This window comes from Actinacidiphila acididurans, from assembly GCF_016918855.1.
Lineage (GTDB): Bacteria > Actinomycetota > Actinomycetes > Streptomycetales > Streptomycetaceae > Actinacidiphila > Actinacidiphila acididurans.
The window spans coordinates 78,879-94,805 of sequence record NZ_JADKYB010000027.1; the positions used below are offsets into that span (position 1 = coordinate 78,879).

A 15,927-nucleotide genomic window follows, 5' to 3' on the forward strand; every position below is an offset into this window, starting at 1 on the left:
CGCCGATGGCCGGGCCCGCGCGGTTCATGAGCGGCGGGCCGATCGAGCGGTCGATGGACTTCAAGGGCTCGCTCAAGCGCCTGATCCGGCTGATGCGGCCGGACCGGTTCTTCCTGTACGGCGTGCTGGCGCTGGGCGTGGGCGGGGTGGCCCTGTCGGTGCTGGGCCCGAAGATCCTCGGCCACGCCACCGACCTGATCTTCGCCGGGGTGATCGGCAAGCAGCTCAAGGGCGACTCCAAGCAGAGCGCCCTGGACCACCTGCGCCAGCACGGCAAGGGCGGGGTCGCCGACATGCTCTCGGGCATCGACTTCACCCCGGGCAAGGGCATGGACTTCCACGCCATCGGCTCGGTGCTGCTGCTGGCGCTGGGCGTGTACGTGGCCGCCGCGCTGCTGGGCGTGCTCCAGATGCGCACCGCCACCAAGGTGATCAACCGCGCGGTCTACCGGCTGCGCGCCGAGGTCGAGGAGAAGCTGTCCCGGCTGCCGCTGTCGTACTTCGACCAGCAGCCACGCGGCGAGGTGCTCAGCCGCGCCACCAACGACATCGACAACATCGGCCAGACCATGCAGCAGACCATGGGCCAGCTGATCACCTCGGTGCTGAGCGTCGTCGGCGTGCTGGCCATGATGTTCTGGATCTCCTGGCTGCTGGCCCTGGTGGCGCTGGTGACCGTGCCGGTGACGCTGCTGGTCGCGACCCGGGTCGGCAAGCGGGCCCAGCCGCAGTTCGTGCAGCAGTGGAAGACCACCGGCACGCTCAACGCGCACATCGAGGAGATGTACACCGGCCACTCCCTGGTGAAGGTCTTCGGCCGCGCCAAGGAGTCGGAGGAGATCTTCGACCAGCAGAACGAGGCGCTGTTCCGGTCCGGCTTCCGCGCCCAGTTCATCTCCGGCACCATCCAGCCGCTGATGATGTTCATCGGCAACCTCAACTACGTCGCGGTCGCCGTGGTCGGCGGGCTGCGGGTCGCCTCGGGCTCGCTGTCCATCGGCGACGTCCAGGCGTTCATCCAGTACTCCCGGCAGTTCAGCCAGCCGCTGACGCAGGTGGCGAGCATGGCCAACCTGATCCAGTCCGGGGTGGCCTCGGCCGAGCGGGTCTTCGAGCTGCTCGACGCCGAGGAGCAGTCCGCCGAACCGGCCGCCCCGGCCCGCCCGGCCGAGATCACCGGCAAGGTGGCGCTGGAGAACGTCTCCTTCCGCTACGACCCGGACAAGCCGCTGATCGAGGACCTGTCGCTGAAGGTCGAGCCGGGCCACACCGTGGCGATCGTCGGCCCGACCGGCGCCGGCAAGACCACCCTGGTGAACCTGCTCATGCGGTTCTACGAGGTCTCCGGCGGCCGGATCACGCTGGACGGCACGGACATCTCCGAGATGTCCCGGGAGGAGCTGCGGGCCGGCATCGGCATGGTGCTCCAGGACACCTGGCTGTTCGGCGGCACCATCGCGGACAACATCGGTTACGGCTCCGAGGGCGCCACCCGTGAGCAGATCGAGGCGGCGGCCCGGGACGCGCACGCCGACCGCTTCATCCGTACCCTGCCGGACGGCTACGACACGGTGATCGACGACGAGGGCACCGGGGTCAGCGCGGGCGAGAAGCAGCTCGTCACCATCGCCCGGGCGTTCCTGTCCGACCCGGTGATCCTGGTGCTGGACGAGGCGACCAGCTCGGTGGACACCCGTACCGAGGTGCTGATCCAGCGGGCGATGGCCCGGCTCAGCCACGGCCGGACCAGCTTCGTCATCGCGCACCGGCTGTCCACCATCCGCGACGCCGACGTGATCCTGGTGATGGAGTCCGGGTCGATCGTGGAGCAGGGCACGCACGACGAGCTGCTGGCGGCCGGCGGGGCGTACGCGCGGCTGTACGCGGCGCAGTTCGCGCAGGCGGTGGCGGAGGTGGACTGAGGGCGCCCCGGACCGGCAGCCGGGCCGGCCCGGGGCACGATTCCGGACCGGTCCTGGGGCTGGTTCCGGACGGGTCCTGGAGCCGGTTCCGGGCCGGCCCCGAAGGCGGTCCCGAAGGCGGTCCCGGACCGGTCCGGAACCCGGCCCCGACCACCTCTGGCCTGGTGAAAAACCCGGCATTGTTCAGGCAATGTCCTGGCCGCGAGGGGTTGCGGGGACACAGCGCATTGATAGCCTGTGCCCTCGTTCCCGTTCGGCGGCAGGAGCCGGGGAACGATCAGGGCTTTCGCCCGGGAGGCTGAGACACATGAGCAGTGCCGTCACCGCGTCCCCGCGTGCCCGCGACGCGGCCGACGCCCGTTCGCGGGCCGGCGCCCCGGGCAAGGGCGGCCCCGACCAGCGCTGTGTGCGCGGCGGCGGCAAGCTGGCCCAGCGCAGCGCCCTGGTGCCCATCTGGTACCTGCGGCTGATCGGCCTGCTCAACCTGGTCGGCGGCGTGTCGCTGACCGCCCGCCAGGAGGTCTACGACCACAACACCGGCAACCTCTTCACGCCGTTCATGCTCTTCGCGGGCTACGGTTCGGCGGCCGTCGCGGTGTTCATGGCCATGATGCTGGCCCGGCACAAGCGGATGGCCTGGTGGGTCTTCATGGTGCTGTGCGGCGGCTACACGGCCCTGTCGCTGTCCTGGCTGTTCGTGGCCGACCTGCGCCGCCACCCGTTCAACTGGGTCTCCACCGGCATCACGCTGGCCGTCTTCGTCTTCGCGCTGCTCGGCCGCCGGGAGTTCTACGGCAAGGGCGACCGTACGAATCCGCAGCTCGCGCTGGCCGTGCTCGGCGCTGGCGCGCTGCTGTCGGTGCTGATCGGCACCACCCTGGTGACCGCGGTCGGCCCGGACAAGGCCAGCGTCGGCGACCGGGTCTGGTACGTGGCGCTGCGCCTGGGCACCCTCAGCCGCGACGACGACCTGGCACCGAACCTGCACGTGAACCCGTGGGTGAGCACCGCGATCAACCTGGCCGGCCTGGTGCTGATCCTGGCCGTGCTCTACGCGCTGTTCCGCTCGCCGCGCGGCCGGGACCTGCAGACCAGGGACGACGAGGACATGCTGCGGGCGCTGCTGGACAAGCACGGCGCCCGGGACTCGCTCGGCTACTTCGCGCTGCGCCGCGACAAGTCGGTGATCTTCTCCCCCAGCGGCAAGGCGGCCATCGCCTACCGCGTGGTCGGCGGAGTGGCGCTGGCCTCCGGCGACCCGATCGGGGACGTGGAGGCGTGGCCCGGGGCGATCGACGAGTGGCTGGTGGAGGCGCGCGACCATGCCTGGATCCCGGCGGTGATGGGTGCCAGCGAGGAGGGCGGCACGGTCTACGCCCGGCACGGCCTGGACGCGCTGGAGCTGGGCGACGAGGCGATCGTGGAGACCGACGAGTTCTCCCTGGACGGGCGCGCGATGCGCGGGGTGCGGCAGGCGTACAACCGGGTGCGCCGGGCCGGCTACACCACCCGGATCCGCCGCCACCGCGACATCCCGGCCGACGAGATGGCCGCGCTGCTCGAGGCGGCCGACCGCTGGCGCGACGGGCAGACCGAACGCGGCTTCTCCATGGCGCTGGGCCGGCTCGGCGACCCGGCGGACGGCGCGTGCATGATGATCGAGTGCCACGACGGCGACGGGGAGCTGCGGGCGCTGCTCAGCTTCGTGCCGTGGGGGCCCAAGGGCCTGTCGCTGGACCTGATGCGGCGGGACCGGGACAGCGAGAACGGCCTGATGGAGTTCATGGTCCTGGACCTGATCGAGCGCTCCCGCGAGGTGGGGGTGGAGCGGCTGTCGCTGAACTTCGCGATGTTCCGCTCGGTGTTCGAGGGCGGGGCGCGGCTGGGCGCCGGTCCGGTGCTGCGGATGTGGCGCTCGGCGCTGATGTTCTTCTCCCGCTGGTGGCAGCTGGAGTCGCTGTACCGGGCGAACGCGAAGTACCGGCCGATCTGGGAGCCGCGGTTCCTGCTGTTCGCCAAGAGCGCGCATCTGCCGCGGATCGGCCTGGCCAGCGCGCGGGCGGAGGGGTTCATCGTGGCGCCGCGCCCGCTGGCCCGGTTGCGCAGGGACGCGTCCTGAGGGTCCGCAGGGTCCGGGTCCGCGGGCCCGAGTCAGCATTTTGATCAAACGTGACGAATTCCGGCAGTCTTTGAGCGGTTAGAGCCGGATGCGAGCGGCAACCCTCCCCCACGGAGGTGGTGGCCATGCACAGGCGGCGTACGGCGGGGGTGGTCGCGGCGGGGGCACTGGTCCTGGCGCTGACCTCGGCGGGCTGCACCATCAGCGCGTCCGGCCCGCCCGCCCGGGGCGCGACGGCGAGCGCGCCCGGCGCCACCCCCTCGGGCCCCTCGGTGCTCACGGGCGAGCCGGGGGCCGCCGGCAAGGTGCTGGCCGTGAAGATCGACAACGTGGGCGCGGCCCGCCCGCAGACCGGCCTGAACAGCGCCGACATCGTCTACGGCATCGAGGTCGAGGGCGGCCTGTCCCGGCTGATGGCCGTCTTCGACACCGCCCACCTGCCGCCCGTGGTGGGCCCGGTACGCAGCGCCCGCGAGACCGACCTCCAGCTCCTGGGCCAGTACGACCACCCGGTGCTCGCCTTCTCCGGCGCGCAGAGCCACCTGCTGCCCGTACTCAAGGCGGCCACGAACATCGTGCCCGTCACCGGCACCGGCGCGTTCTTCCGTTCCTCCGGCAAGCCGGCCCCGCACAACGAGTACCTGCACACGGCCGGCGTGGCCGACAAGGCGGGCGTCGCCAAGGACATCGGCCTGCGCTTCTCCGCCGCCCTCCCGCCCGGCGGCACCACCGGCACCGGCACATCGGTGTCCATGCCCTCGGCCCGCTTCACCTTCACCTGGTCCGGCGGCCACTACCGGATCGCCATGGACGGCTCCCCCACCCCCTGGACCGCCGACAACGTGATCGTCCAGCACGTCACCGTCAAGGAATCCCGCTTCCACAGCCGCACCGGCTTCGTCCCCTTCTCCCAGACGGTCGGCACCGGCACCGCCCAGATCCTCCGCGACGACCACTCCTACGCCTCCCACTGGTCCCGCCCGTCCGACACCTCGCCCACCACCTTCACCACCCCCACCGGCACCCCCGTCCCCCTCCACCCGGGCCGCACCTGGATCGTGCTGGCGCCTCAGTGACGGGCCCCGCGGCGTACAGCGACGGTCGCGGTGACGGCGGCGCGGTCAGTCGAGGTAGCCGCGGAGTTGGTCGGCGAAGGCGTGGTCGCGGAGTTTGTTGAGGGTTTTGGACTCGATCTGGCGGATGCGTTCGCGGGTGACGCCGAAGATGCGGCCGATCTCCTCCAGGGTGCGGGGGCGGCCGTCGTCGAGGCCGTAGCGCAGCTGGACGACTTTGCGTTCGCGTTCGCCCAGGGTGGACAGGACCGCGTCGAGGTGCTGGCGGAGCAGGAGGAAGGCTGCGGACTCGACCGGGGAGGCGGCGTCACCGTCCTCGATGAGGTCGCCGAGGGCCACGTCCTCCTCCTCGCCGACGGGGGCGTGCAGCGAGACGGGTTCCTGGGCCAGCCGGAGGACTTCGGTGACGCGTTCGGGGGGCAGTTCGAGGGCGGCCGCGACCTCTTCGGTGGACGGTTCGTAGCCGCGTTCCTGGAGCAGACGGCGCTGGGCCCGTACCACCCGGTTGATCAGCTCAACGACGTGCACCGGGACCCGTATCGTGCGGGCCTGGTCGGCAAGAGCGCGGGACATGGCCTGGCGGATCCACCAGGTTGCGTAGGTGGAGAACTTGTAGCCGCGGGCGTAGTCGAACTTCTCGACCGCGCGGATCAGGCCGAGGTTGCCCTCCTGGACCAGGTCGAGCATGGTGAGGCCACGGCCGACGTAACGTTTCGCCACCGAGACCACCAGGCGCAGGTTGGCCTCGATCAGCCGCCGTTTGGCCATCCGGCCGAGCACCACGAGCGTGTCGAGGTCCGAGGCCAGGTCGGAGTCCGGGTCGGGGAAGGCGGTCAGCTTCTCCTCGGCGAACAGCCCGGCCTCCACCTTGCGGGCCAGGTCCACCTCTTCCGCCGCGGTCAGCAGCGGGATCCTGCCGATCTCCCGCAGGTACTGGCGGAACAGGTCGGCCGACGGCCCCACCGCCTCCTCGCGCAGCGGCCGCCGCGGCCCGGCCCGGCCAGGAAGCGCGACCGCCGGCACCACCGGCTCGCCCTGTTCCGGGAACTGCGCGGCGAGGTCCGCGAGGAGATCCCCGGCGAGTCCGCCGGTCTCGTCCGCGGGCCTGTCCACCGGCTCCACCTCCACGACCGGGTCCGGCGCCGGTACGTCCCCGGGCCGGGCCGCCTCGTCGCGGTCGCCGGGTTCGGCGCGCTGCTCGGGCACCCGCTTCGGGGCGGGGGCGGCCTGGAGATCCTGGATGTCCTGGAGTTGGGTCTGCACGGAAGCGACCTCCGCAGTGAGCGCGACGTTGGGCTCGAAGAGGGCTCGCGGGGCCCGGGCCGTCACCCAGTGTCGCTCACCGCGCACCCTGGTTACGAGGGTCGTGCACCCGATTTTTCGGATTTCCGTGACGCTTCGCATCCGCCCCGCTACCCGGGGGCCGGGGCGCCGAGCGGGCTCCCGAACCGCCGTTGCCAGGCGTTTCGTACGCCGGAGCCGGCCGTCGTCGCAGCGGGGCCCGGCCGTTCGAAGCCGGCGTCAGAGCGCAGCCGCGCCCTGGCCGCGCAGCCGGTTGCCGTACTGCTGAAGGGCCCACAGCTCGGACTGGACGGCGGTCATCTCCGGCCCGCCGGCCAGGACGTTCTGGGCGGACAGCCGCAGGCCCATGGCGTGCACCTCGGCGATCCGCCGGTCCACGGCGTACAGCCGGACCCGGACCAGCACCTCGCCGGCGTAGATCTCCGGGAGCTTGTGCATCACCGGTTCCACCGCCAGCTCGGTGATCATCATGCGGACGCCGTCGTCGGGCGCGGCCTCGCGGACCCGCAGCAGGTAGTCCCCGTCGGCCTGTTCCACCCCGCCGGCCTCCGCGATGGCGCGGCGCACCGCCACGTACGGAGGGCCGGTGAACTCGTCCTCGCCATAGGCGTCGAAGGCCGGGGAGACCAGGGCGGGGTGCTGGAGCGCCATCTTGAGCAGTTCGCGCTCGGCGCGGTGGGCGGGGCTGCGCAGGTCCAGGCGCGGGCCGCGGGGGACGGCTGGACCGGCCTGGGCGGCGGCCGGCGAGCCGTACGCGGGCAGCGGCGGGCGGACCTGCGGCGCGGAGCCGGCCGCCCTGGCCCGGGACAGCGCCCGTACCCGGCGGATCATCGACTGCTCCTCGGCCTGGGTGTTGATGCCGGCCATGCCGACCAGCCGGATCGCGTAACGGTCGCGCAGCGCCTGGTTCTTGATCGCGGCGACCACCGGTACGGCCGCGTCGACGGCGGCGACGCGGCCCTCGTCGGTGTCCAGGTTGTAGCGCGAGACGATCGAGCGCAGCGCGAAGGCGAACAGCGGGGTACGCCCGTCGATCAACCGCTGCACGGCCGCGTCGCCCTCGGCCAGCCGCAGTTCGCACGGGTCCATGCCGCCGGGGGTGATCGCGATCGAGGTCTCGGCGGCGAACTTCTGGTCGTCCTCGAAGGCGCGCAGCGCGGCCTTCTGCCCGGCCTCGTCGCCGTCGAAGGTGAAGACGACCTCGGCGGTGGAGTTGTCCATCAGCAGCCGGCGCAGGATCTTGATGTGCTCGCCGCCGAAGGACGTACCGCAGGTGGCGATCGCGGTGGTCACCCCGGCCAGGTGACAGGCCATCACGTCGGTGTAGCCCTCGACCACCACCGCCCGCCCGGTACGGGCGATCTCCTTCTTGGCCAGGTCGATGCCGTACAGCACCTGGGACTTCTTGTACAGCGGCGTCTCGGGGGTGTTGAGGTACTTCGGCCCCTGGTCGTCCGCGCGCAGCTTGCGGGCGCCGAAGCCGATCACCTCGCCGGTGATGTCCCGGATGGGCCAGATCAGCCGGCCGCGGAAGCGGTCGATGGCCCCGCCGCGGCGGTTCTCGGAGGCCAGCCCGGACAGGATCAGCTCCTTGTCGGTGAAGCCCCTGCCGCGCAGGAACCGCACCAGGTGGTCCCAGCCGGCCGGGGCGTACCCCACCCCGAAGTGCTCGGCCGCCGCCTGGTCGAAGCCCCGCCCGGCCAGGAACGCCCGGGCGATCTCGGCCTCCTCGCCGCCCAGTTGCTCCACGTAGAACTGCGCGGCCACCCGGTGCGCCTCGACCAGCCGGATCCGCTCCCCCTGCTGCCGCCCGGGGATGTGGCTGCCTTCCTCGTACCGCAGCGTGACCCCGGCCTGCCCCGCCAGCCGCTCCACGGCCTCGGTGAACGACAGGTGATCCACCTTCATCACGAAGGTGAGCGTGTCCCCGCCCTCGCCGCAGCCGAAGCAGTGGTAGAGCCCCTTGGAGGGGCTGACCTGGAAGGAGGGGGACTTCTCGTCGTGGAAGGGGCACAGGCCCTTGAGGTTGCCGCCGCCGGCCGGTTTGAGCTGGAGGTATTCGGAGACCACGGCATCGATCGGGATGGCGTCCCGTACCGCCTTCACGTCCTCGTCCCTGATCCTGCCGGCCACGGGGGAAGTCTACGGCGCGGGTGGGAGGGGGTCGGCCCGCACGAGGGCCCGGCCCATCGCGTGCGGGTGCCAGGGCCCGGCCCGCGTGAATGCCAGGGGTCCGGCCCGCGCACGCCGCATTGACCAGGGCATGATCAGGTGGTTAGCGTAGCCGTATTCGTTAGGAAGGTTTCCTAACTCAGGAGAGAGGTCGCGCATGCCCACCACCAGTGCGTACCGGCCGGGAATCCGCAGTACGACCACCGCCGTGGCCACCGGGGTCACCGCCGCCGCCCTGCTGGCGGCCCTGTCCCTGGCCGGAGGCGCGCAGAGCGCCCAGGCGGCCACCAGCGGACTGGTCCGGGTCAACCAGGTCGGGTACACCGACACCGGTGCGAAGGAGGCGTTCCTGCTGGCCACATCGGCCGTGTCGGGGGCGACGTGGAAGCTGGTGGACGACGCGGGGGCGACCGCCGCGTCCGGTACGACCGGGGCCAGCCTGGGCAGCTGGAACTCGGCCTATCCCGCGGTTTATCTCATCGACTTCACCTCGGTGAAGACCGACGGCAGCTACCGCCTGGTGGTCGGCGGCGCGGCCACCGGCACCTCCCCCACCTTCACCATCGGCTCCGCCGCGGGCGTCTTCGGCCGCCCCGCGGCCGACGCCACCACCTTCTTCCAGGCCCAGCGCGACGGCGCCGACACCGTCCCCGGGCAGCTCGGCCGCAAGCCCTCGCACCTGAACGACGCCAAGGCCACCGTCTACAACTGGCCCTCCTTCACCTCCTCCGACGGCGACACGATCAAGGCCGCGCCGACGAAGATCGGCGGTACGGTGGACGTCTCCGGGGGCTGGTTCGACGCCGGCGACTACCTGAAGTTCACCGAGACCACCTCGTACGCGGTCGCCGCGCTGGAGATCGCGGCCCGGCAGACGGACGCCGCCGCCAGTTCCCCGCTGGCCGCCGAGGCCCAGCACGGCCTGGACTGGCTGGCGAAGATGTGGGACGGGACGAGCAAGACGCTGTACGTCCAGGTGGGGCTGGGCTCGGGCACCAGCAGCGGCAGCGTGGTGGGCGACCACGACGTGTGGCGGCTGCCGGAGCGCGACGACACCGACTCCGCCGACCCCTTCCTGAAGAACCGCCCGGTCTTCCGGGCCGCCGCCCCGGGCGCGCGGATCAGCCCCAACCAGGCCGGCCGGCTCGCCGCCGACTTCGCACTGGCCGCCCAGCGGTACGCGGCGAGCGACCCGGCGAAGGCGGCCTCGTACCTGTCCACGGCCGCGCAGATCTACGGCCTGGCCGACACCAGCCCCGGCACCCTGGTGACCACCGTGCCGTACGCGTACTACCCGGAGACCACCTGGCAGGACGACATGGCGCTGGGCGGGGCCGAACTCGCCCTGGCCGCGCAGAAGCTGGGCGACTCCCGGGCCCGCACCTGGCTGTCCCAGGCGGCGACCTGGGCCAAGGCCCACCAGGGCGAGGCGGACGCGGACACGCTCAACATGTACGACACCAGTGCGCTCGCCGACCTCGACCTCGCCCAGGCGGTCAAGGCGGCCGGCAACCCGGCCGGCCTCGCGGTCGGTTACGACGACCTGATCAATTACGTGAAGGCCCAGATCACCACCGGTCAGAACCGGGCGAAGACCGATCCCTTCCACGCGGGCGCGATCTACAACGACTTCGACGCCGACTCGCACGCGCTGGGCATGGCGGCCACCGTGCGGCTGTACCGGACGGTGACCGGCGACACCTCGTACAACAGGTTCGGCGTGCAGCAGCTCGACTGGCTGCTGGGCGCGAACGCCTGGGGCACGTCCTTCATGGTCGGCGACGGCACGGCCTTCCCCAAGTGCACCGCGGGTCAGCTCGGCAACCTCGCCGGCAGCCTGGACGGCGCGGCCCCGCTGGAGGTCGGCGCGATCGTCAACGGCCCCAACGGCTCTGGCCAGTTCAGCGGGGGCCTGGGCGACTACCTGGACGGCATGCGGCACTGCCCGGCGAGCGGCGACGCGTACAGCGCCTTCACCGGTCACGGCAGTACGTACGCCGACGACGTGCGGTCCTGGCAGAGCTCGGAACCGGCGCTGGACATGGACGCCTCGGGGCTGCTGGCGTTCTATCTGTCGAGCTGAGCTCCGCCGCCGAACGGCCCCAGCCGGGACCTGCTGCTGAACGGCCCCCGCAGCCGCTACAGCAGCAGGTCCTTGGTGACGAACCGGTAGTGCGGCCCGCTGGGCTGGATGACGAATTCCTCGCCCTGCGCGGTGAAGCCGAAGTGCTCGTAGAAGCCGGTCGCGGAGGTGCGGCCGTTGCACCAGACGAGCGCGGCGCCGCGGTCCGCGGCCTCGCGCATCCCCGCCTTGAGGGCCGCGGCGCCGAAGCCGAGGCCGCGGACCTCGGGCGCGCTGCCCATGCCGCGGAAGCGGAACGCCGCGGCACTGTCGCCGGGCAGCGGGTCCGGGAAGAAGGTGACGCAGCCGCGCACCGCGCCCTGCTCGTCGTACGCCGCGACGTGGAAGACGTCGCCGCGCGCGTCCTCCGGGTAGACGGCGGTCTCGCGCGGCATCCCGGTGCGCAGCACCGCCCAGCGCAGGGCGAAGATCTCCTCGACCGGCGCGACTGCGGTGCGTATCGCCTCGGGCGCCGCCTCGGGCGCCGCCTCGGGCGCCGCCTCGGGTGTCAGCTGGGGCGCCGACTCGGGTGTCGTCTGGGGCGTCAGCTCGGGCGTCGACTCAGCGGGCATCAAGCGGTGTCCTTCCCGGTGTGCGGCCCGGCCCGCCGCCCGCGTCCCGTGACGCACGGGCGCACACGGCGGACGACGCTGGATGGCGACGGAAAAGGGCCTGGTCAGTCCAGGAAAGAGGGTAGTGGCACGGACGGATCGGACAGCGCCTCGGGGTCGACCTGGCGGCCGGAGCGGATGAGCTGCTGGATGGTGTCGGTGACGTCCCACACATTGACGTTCATCCCGGCCAGCACCCGGCCCTCGCGCAGCCAGAAGGCGATGAACTGCCGTTTTCCGACGTCGCCGCGGGCCACCACCTGGTCGTAGCTGCCGGGCGCCGCGTGGCCCGAGAACTCCATGCCCAGGTCGTACTGGTCGGTGAAGAAGTACGGGATCCGGTCGTAGCTGACCGGGCGGCCGAGCATGGCGCGGGCGGCGGCGGGGCCGCCGTTGAGGGCGTTGGCCCAGTGCTCGACCCGCAGCCGCACCCCCAGTAGCGGGTGCTGGGCGCCGGCCACGTCGCCGGCGGCGAAGATGTCGGGGTCGGAGGTGCGCAGCGAGGCGTCCACCGCGATGCCGCCGCCCTCCTCCCGGCCGGCCAGGGCGAGCCCGGCGGTCTCGGCGAGCGCGATGCGCGGGGCGGCGCCGATGGCGGCGAGCACGTCGTGCGCCGGGTGCTCCTCGCCGTCGTCGGTGACCGCGGCCAGCACCATGCCGTCCTGGCCGGTGATCTCGGTGAGCCGGGCGCCGAAGCGGAACCGTACGCCGTGCTCGGCGTGCAGGTCGGTGAAGACGGCGCCCAGTTCCGGGCCGAGCACGGCGTGCAGCGGCGTCGGCTCGGGTTCCACCACGGTGACCTCGGCGCCGTAGCCGCGGGCTGCCGCGGCGACCTCCAGGCCGATCCAGCCGGCGCCGGCGATCACCAGGTGGCCGTTCTCCCGCCCCAGACTGGTCAGCACGTGCCGCAGCCGGTCGGCGTGGGCGAGCCGGCGCAGATGGTGCACGCCGGCCAGGTCGGTGCCGGGAATGTCCAGGCGGCGCGGCTCGGAGCCGGTGGCCAGGAGCAGCTTGTCGTACTGGAGCACGGTGCCGTCGCCGAGCGCCACGGTGTGGGCGACGCGGTCCAGGTGCACCACGGGCTGGCCGAGGTGCAGTTCCACGTCGTGCTCGGCGTACCAGCCGGGCTGCTGGACGAAGACGGAGTCGCGGGCCGCGGCGCCGGTCAGGTAGCCCTTGGACAGCGGTGGACGTTCGTAGGGGTGGTCGCGCTCGTCGCCGATCAGTATCACCCGGCCGGTGAATCCCTCGGAACGCAGCGTCTCCGCGGCTTTCGCCCCGGCGAGCCCCGCTCCGACGATCACGAAGGTCTGGTGTGCGTCCACCACTGTGCGCCTCCCCTGCCGGTCGTTCGTTACGGTCGAGCGTCCCGCACGGCCGGTGCCGTCCGGAAGAGCGCCGCGCCGGACCGCGGGTCCCGCCGGTCGCGCCCGGCACGGCACCGCTCACCACGGCAAAGCGCTCGGGCGTGCCCTCGCGTCCTGGTCGTACGTGTGCGTGTGACCCCTTGATCCTTGATCACCGAAGTGAGAGTACGCCTGGGGGCGCGGCCGGGGTCAACGCCCGCGTCACCCTCGTGTACGGCGAGGTGGTGCGCGTACGGGGGATGTGGGCGCCGGGAACGGGGGCGCGCGGAGGGCTGACGGCGGCGTACGGAGGCGTGGACGGCGGGTGTACGGCGGGGGTACGGGAGGCGTTGGGCACGGTCGAGGGGGGCTGGTCAAGGGGCTGGTCAGGGGGCTGCCTGCGGGCCGTCCAGGGGCGTTTGCGGGCCGTCGCGGTGGCCGTGCGGCAGCGGTCAGCGCGGCGGTGCGCAGCCGGTCAGCCGACCGTCATGCGGCGGTGCAGGGCGGTCGCGGCCGCGTCGGTGAGGGAGGCTATCTGGTCGACCACCACCCGGCGGCGGGAGCGGTCGTCGGGCGCGGCCAGGAAGAGCGCGCGGAACTGCGGGTCCAGGCCTTCCGGCGCCCTGGCCGACAGCTCGGAGGCCAGTTCGCCGATCACCACGCGCTGCTCGGCGCGCCGCCGGGCATGGGCGGCGCGCTGCATCACGAAGCAGTCGGCCACCGCCTTGAGCACGGCGCACTCCAAGCGCTGCTCGACGGGCACCACCAGCTCCGCCGCGTACCGGGTCAGCCGGGCGGAGCCGTGGCGGGCCCGGGTGGCGCCCTCGGCGGCCAGGCAGAAGCGGCCGATGAGCTGGCTGCCCGCGTCCTTGAGACGGGCCTGGTCCAGCGCGGAGCCGTCGTAGCGGCGCGGCCACCAGGGCTGGGCGAGCAGCCGGTCCAGGGCCTCGGCCAGCTCCGCGGCGCCGGTGCCGGGCGGGGCGTAGCGGGCGGCGGCGCAGCGGAAGACCTCGGCGCGCTCGTCGGCGGACAGCAGCGCCCGCGGGTCGATGTGGCCGGCCTGCAGGCCGTCCTCGACGTCGTGCACCGAATACGCCACGTCGTCCGACCAGTCCATGACCTGGGCCTCGAAACACTGCCGCCCGTCGGGCGCGCCCTCGCGCAGCCAGCGGAAGACCGGCAGGTCGTCCTCGTACACCCCGAACTTGGGGCTGGCCGGCGCGGTGGGGTGGGCGCCGCGCGGCCACGGGTACTTTGTGGCCGCGTCCAGGGCCGCGCGGGTGAGGTTCAGCCCGACGCTGGCGGGGGTGCCGTCCGGGCCGTCGGTGAACCGCTTGGGCTCGATCCGGGTGAGCAGCCGCAGGCTCTGCGCGTTGCCCTCGAAGCCGCCGCAGTCCGCGGCGAACTCGGCGAGCACCACCTCGCCGTTGTGCCCGAACGGCGGATGGCCCAGGTCGTGCGCAAGACAGGCGGTCTCCACCAGGTCAGGGTCGCAGCCCAACGCGGCGCCCAGTTCCCGGCCCACCTGCGCGCACTCCAGCGAGTGGGTGAGCCGGGTGCGCGGGCTGGTGTCGGTGACCGCGGTGCCGCCCACCCCGGGGTCGACGACCTGGGTCTTGCCGGCGAGCCGGCGCAGCGCCGCCGAGTGCAGCACCCGCGCCCGGTCGCGCTGAAAGGCGGTACGTCCGGGCCGCTTGTCGGGCTCCGGCACGTACCGCGCCATGTCCGTGTCCCCGTACGGGCCCCAGCGCTCGTACGGGCCCGGATACGCGAGGGCCGACCGGTCGTCTCCTTCCATGCCAACGACGGTAACCGCCCGCACCGACATTGGGGACAAGCCGACGTGTACGGGTCAGCCACGTCCGGCGGCGAGCAGGTGGCGCGACGGCGGGAAGCCGGCGGCCGCGCGGTCGTAGCGGTGCAGCACCAGTTCTGCCATCGCGTCCTGGGCGCCGAGCGGGGCGGCGACGATCCAGGGCGCCGCCTGGGCGCTCTGCGCCGCGAACCGGCCGGGGGCGGTGAAGCAGGAGGCGACCGCGATGCGCGACAGCCCCCTTGCGGCGAGTTCGGCGAGGGCCTGCGGGACGGTGGGCGCGGCGGCCGAGGCATAAGCGGGCAGCACCGGCACCCCGCCGAGCCGGGCGCTGAGAAGGGCGGCGGTACGGGAGGTGTCGGCGGCCGACTCCGGGTCGCGCGAACCGGCCGCCGCAAGGACGAGGGCGTGCCCTGGTGCCCGGTTTCCGGCCGGCCAGCCCGCCTCCAGGAGGCGGGTGTGCAGTGCGCGGGCGAGCAGCGGGTGCGGGCCGAGGGCGCCGGCGACCACGCCGTGCACCCTGGGCGCGCCGGCCAGTGCGGCGGGCAGGTCGTGCTTGACGTGATAGCCGCGGCCCAGGAGCAGCGGCACCAGGACCGCGGGGCCGCGGATCCCGGCGAGGGTGTCGGTGAGCAGCGGCTCGTTGAGCTCCACGTGCCCGAGCCGCACGTCCAGCCCGGGCCGCAGCTCCCGCACCCGCGCCAGCAGCGCGCGTACCACCGGAAGCGCGCGCGGATCGCGGCTGCCGTGCGCGACCGCCACCAGCACCGGCCGGCCCGCCGGTGTCGCGGGGCCGGCCGGCCGGTGGGCTGCGGGGCTCGGGATGCTGGTCACAGTGGGATCGTCCGGGTCGGGCGTTGCACCGCCGTGTGCGGGCGGCTAAGGGCCGGTGTCGGTGCTCTCACCAGGGTACGGCGGCGGTGTGAGGGGCCGTGCCGGACGTAGGAGGCGTACGGCTCCCCGGGCGCTCCCGGTTCACGGCCCGGTCCGCCGCAGCCAGTCGTCGTCGCGCACCCGCACACCCGAGACGCGCAGCTCGCGGGCTATGCGGTCGGCGGCGAAGTAGGTCCAGGCGTCCGTTGCGGCGCCGTCCGCGGCGCGCACCTGTACCCGCACCCGCTCGTAGTGGTTGCCGGTCCCGCCCGGGGTGTAGTCCTCCAGCTTGTCGAGGTCGGCGAGCACTTCGTCGTACACGTCGTCGGCGACGGCGGCGACCTGCCCGCGCACTGCGGCGGCGCCGTCCGGATCGGGGACGGCGTAGGGGTACGGGTAGGGGCGGCCGGAGCCGTGGAAGAGCAGGGCGCCGGGGAGTTCCGCGGGAGTCCAGGACAGGGTCCGGCCGGCCAGCAGCGGGTGGTTGCGCTCGCCGGGCAGCAGCGTGCCGTAGACGAAGAACGGCAGGTGACGGGGGGTCAGGACGGCCTCCGGGGGGCGTTGTCAGTGGTGC

Annotated in this window: 11 protein-coding genes; 4 read left to right on the forward strand and 7 right to left on the reverse strand. The window is 73.0% G+C overall.

What is annotated here, in order from left to right; translation table 11 throughout:
- Positions 1–5: 5 nt before the first annotated feature.
- The 3 genes from ITX44_RS34980 to ITX44_RS34990 all read left to right on the forward strand — a co-directional run bounded on the left by ITX44_RS34980 (position 6) and on the right by ITX44_RS34990 (position 5,117).
- Positions 6–1,922, forward strand: a complete 1,917-nt coding sequence (locus ITX44_RS34980) for an ABC transporter ATP-binding protein (protein WP_205363121.1) — start codon at positions 6–8, stop codon at positions 1,920–1,922.
- 307 nt (positions 1,923–2,229) lie between these two features.
- Positions 2,230–4,041 carry a phosphatidylglycerol lysyltransferase domain-containing protein gene (locus tag ITX44_RS34985; RefSeq protein ID WP_205363037.1) on the forward strand — a complete coding sequence of 604 codons (1,812 nt, stop codon included), beginning with the start codon at positions 2,230–2,232 and terminating at the stop codon, positions 4,039–4,041.
- A gap of 125 nt (positions 4,042–4,166) precedes the next feature.
- Positions 4,167–5,117 carry a DUF3048 domain-containing protein gene (locus ITX44_RS34990; RefSeq protein WP_205363039.1) on the forward strand — a complete coding sequence of 317 codons (951 nt, stop codon included), beginning with the start codon at positions 4,167–4,169 and terminating at the stop codon, positions 5,115–5,117.
- 45 nt (positions 5,118–5,162) lie between these two features.
- Here the strand turns inward: ITX44_RS34990 and ITX44_RS34995 are convergent, their stop codons facing one another.
- Positions 5,163–6,464, reverse strand: a complete 1,302-nt coding sequence (locus ITX44_RS34995) for an RNA polymerase sigma factor (RefSeq protein WP_307795632.1) — start codon at positions 6,462–6,464, stop codon at positions 5,163–5,165.
- A 171-nt stretch (positions 6,465–6,635) separates the two neighbouring features.
- Positions 6,636–8,549: a DNA primase gene (gene dnaG / locus ITX44_RS35000; protein WP_205363041.1), complete on the reverse strand. Its 1,914-nt coding sequence runs from the start codon at positions 8,547–8,549 to the stop codon at positions 6,636–6,638.
- Positions 8,550–8,745: 196 nt separating this feature from the next.
- On the opposite strand from dnaG, the gene ITX44_RS35005 reads away from it, so the two are divergent.
- Positions 8,746–10,671, forward strand: a complete 1,926-nt coding sequence (locus ITX44_RS35005; protein WP_205363043.1) for a glycoside hydrolase family 9 protein — start codon at positions 8,746–8,748, stop codon at positions 10,669–10,671.
- Between the two features lie 56 nt (positions 10,672–10,727).
- Here ITX44_RS35005 and ITX44_RS35010 read toward each other — a convergent pair whose 3' ends face one another.
- The 5 genes from ITX44_RS35010 to ITX44_RS35030 form a co-directional block, all read right to left on the reverse strand.
- The gene (locus ITX44_RS35010; RefSeq protein ID WP_205363045.1) at positions 10,728–11,282 is read right to left on the reverse strand and encodes a GNAT family N-acetyltransferase; all 555 of its coding nucleotides are present in this window, start codon (positions 11,280–11,282) and stop codon (positions 10,728–10,730) included.
- A 104-nt stretch (positions 11,283–11,386) separates the two neighbouring features.
- A complete protein-coding gene (locus tag ITX44_RS35015; protein ID WP_205363047.1) occupies positions 11,387–12,649 on the reverse strand; it encodes an NAD(P)/FAD-dependent oxidoreductase in 1,263 nt (420 codons plus the stop codon).
- 493 nt (positions 12,650–13,142) lie between these two features.
- Positions 13,143–14,465, reverse strand: coding sequence for a deoxyguanosinetriphosphate triphosphohydrolase (locus ITX44_RS35020; RefSeq protein WP_205363050.1), 1,323 nt, complete (start codon positions 14,463–14,465; stop codon positions 13,143–13,145).
- A 54-nt stretch (positions 14,466–14,519) separates the two neighbouring features.
- Positions 14,520–15,314, reverse strand: coding sequence for a sirohydrochlorin chelatase (locus tag ITX44_RS35025; RefSeq protein WP_205363051.1), 795 nt, complete (start codon positions 15,312–15,314; stop codon positions 14,520–14,522).
- Positions 15,315–15,455: 141 nt separating this feature from the next.
- Positions 15,456–15,896 carry a gamma-glutamylcyclotransferase family protein gene (locus ITX44_RS35030; RefSeq protein WP_205363124.1) on the reverse strand — a complete coding sequence of 147 codons (441 nt, stop codon included), beginning with the start codon at positions 15,894–15,896 and terminating at the stop codon, positions 15,456–15,458.
- Positions 15,897–15,927: the final 31 nt, after the last annotated feature.

Excerpts from the sequence above, each read along its gene's own strand:
- ITX44_RS34980 (WP_205363121.1), top strand. The coding sequence starts at position 6 with ATGGCCGGGCCCGCGCGGTTCATGAGCGGCGGGCCGATCGAGCGGTCG.
- ITX44_RS34985 (WP_205363037.1), top strand. The coding sequence starts at position 2,230 with ATGAGCAGTGCCGTCACCGCGTCCCCGCGTGCCCGCGACGCGGCCGAC.
- ITX44_RS34990 (WP_205363039.1), top strand. The coding sequence starts at position 4,167 with ATGCACAGGCGGCGTACGGCGGGGGTGGTCGCGGCGGGGGCACTGGTC.
- ITX44_RS35005 (WP_205363043.1), top strand. The coding sequence starts at position 8,746 with ATGCCCACCACCAGTGCGTACCGGCCGGGAATCCGCAGTACGACCACC.
- ITX44_RS35010 (WP_205363045.1), bottom strand. The coding sequence starts at position 11,282 with ATGCCCGCTGAGTCGACGCCCGAGCTGACGCCCCAGACGACACCCGAG.
- ITX44_RS35020 (WP_205363050.1), bottom strand. The coding sequence starts at position 14,465 with ATGGAAGGAGACGACCGGTCGGCCCTCGCGTATCCGGGCCCGTACGAG.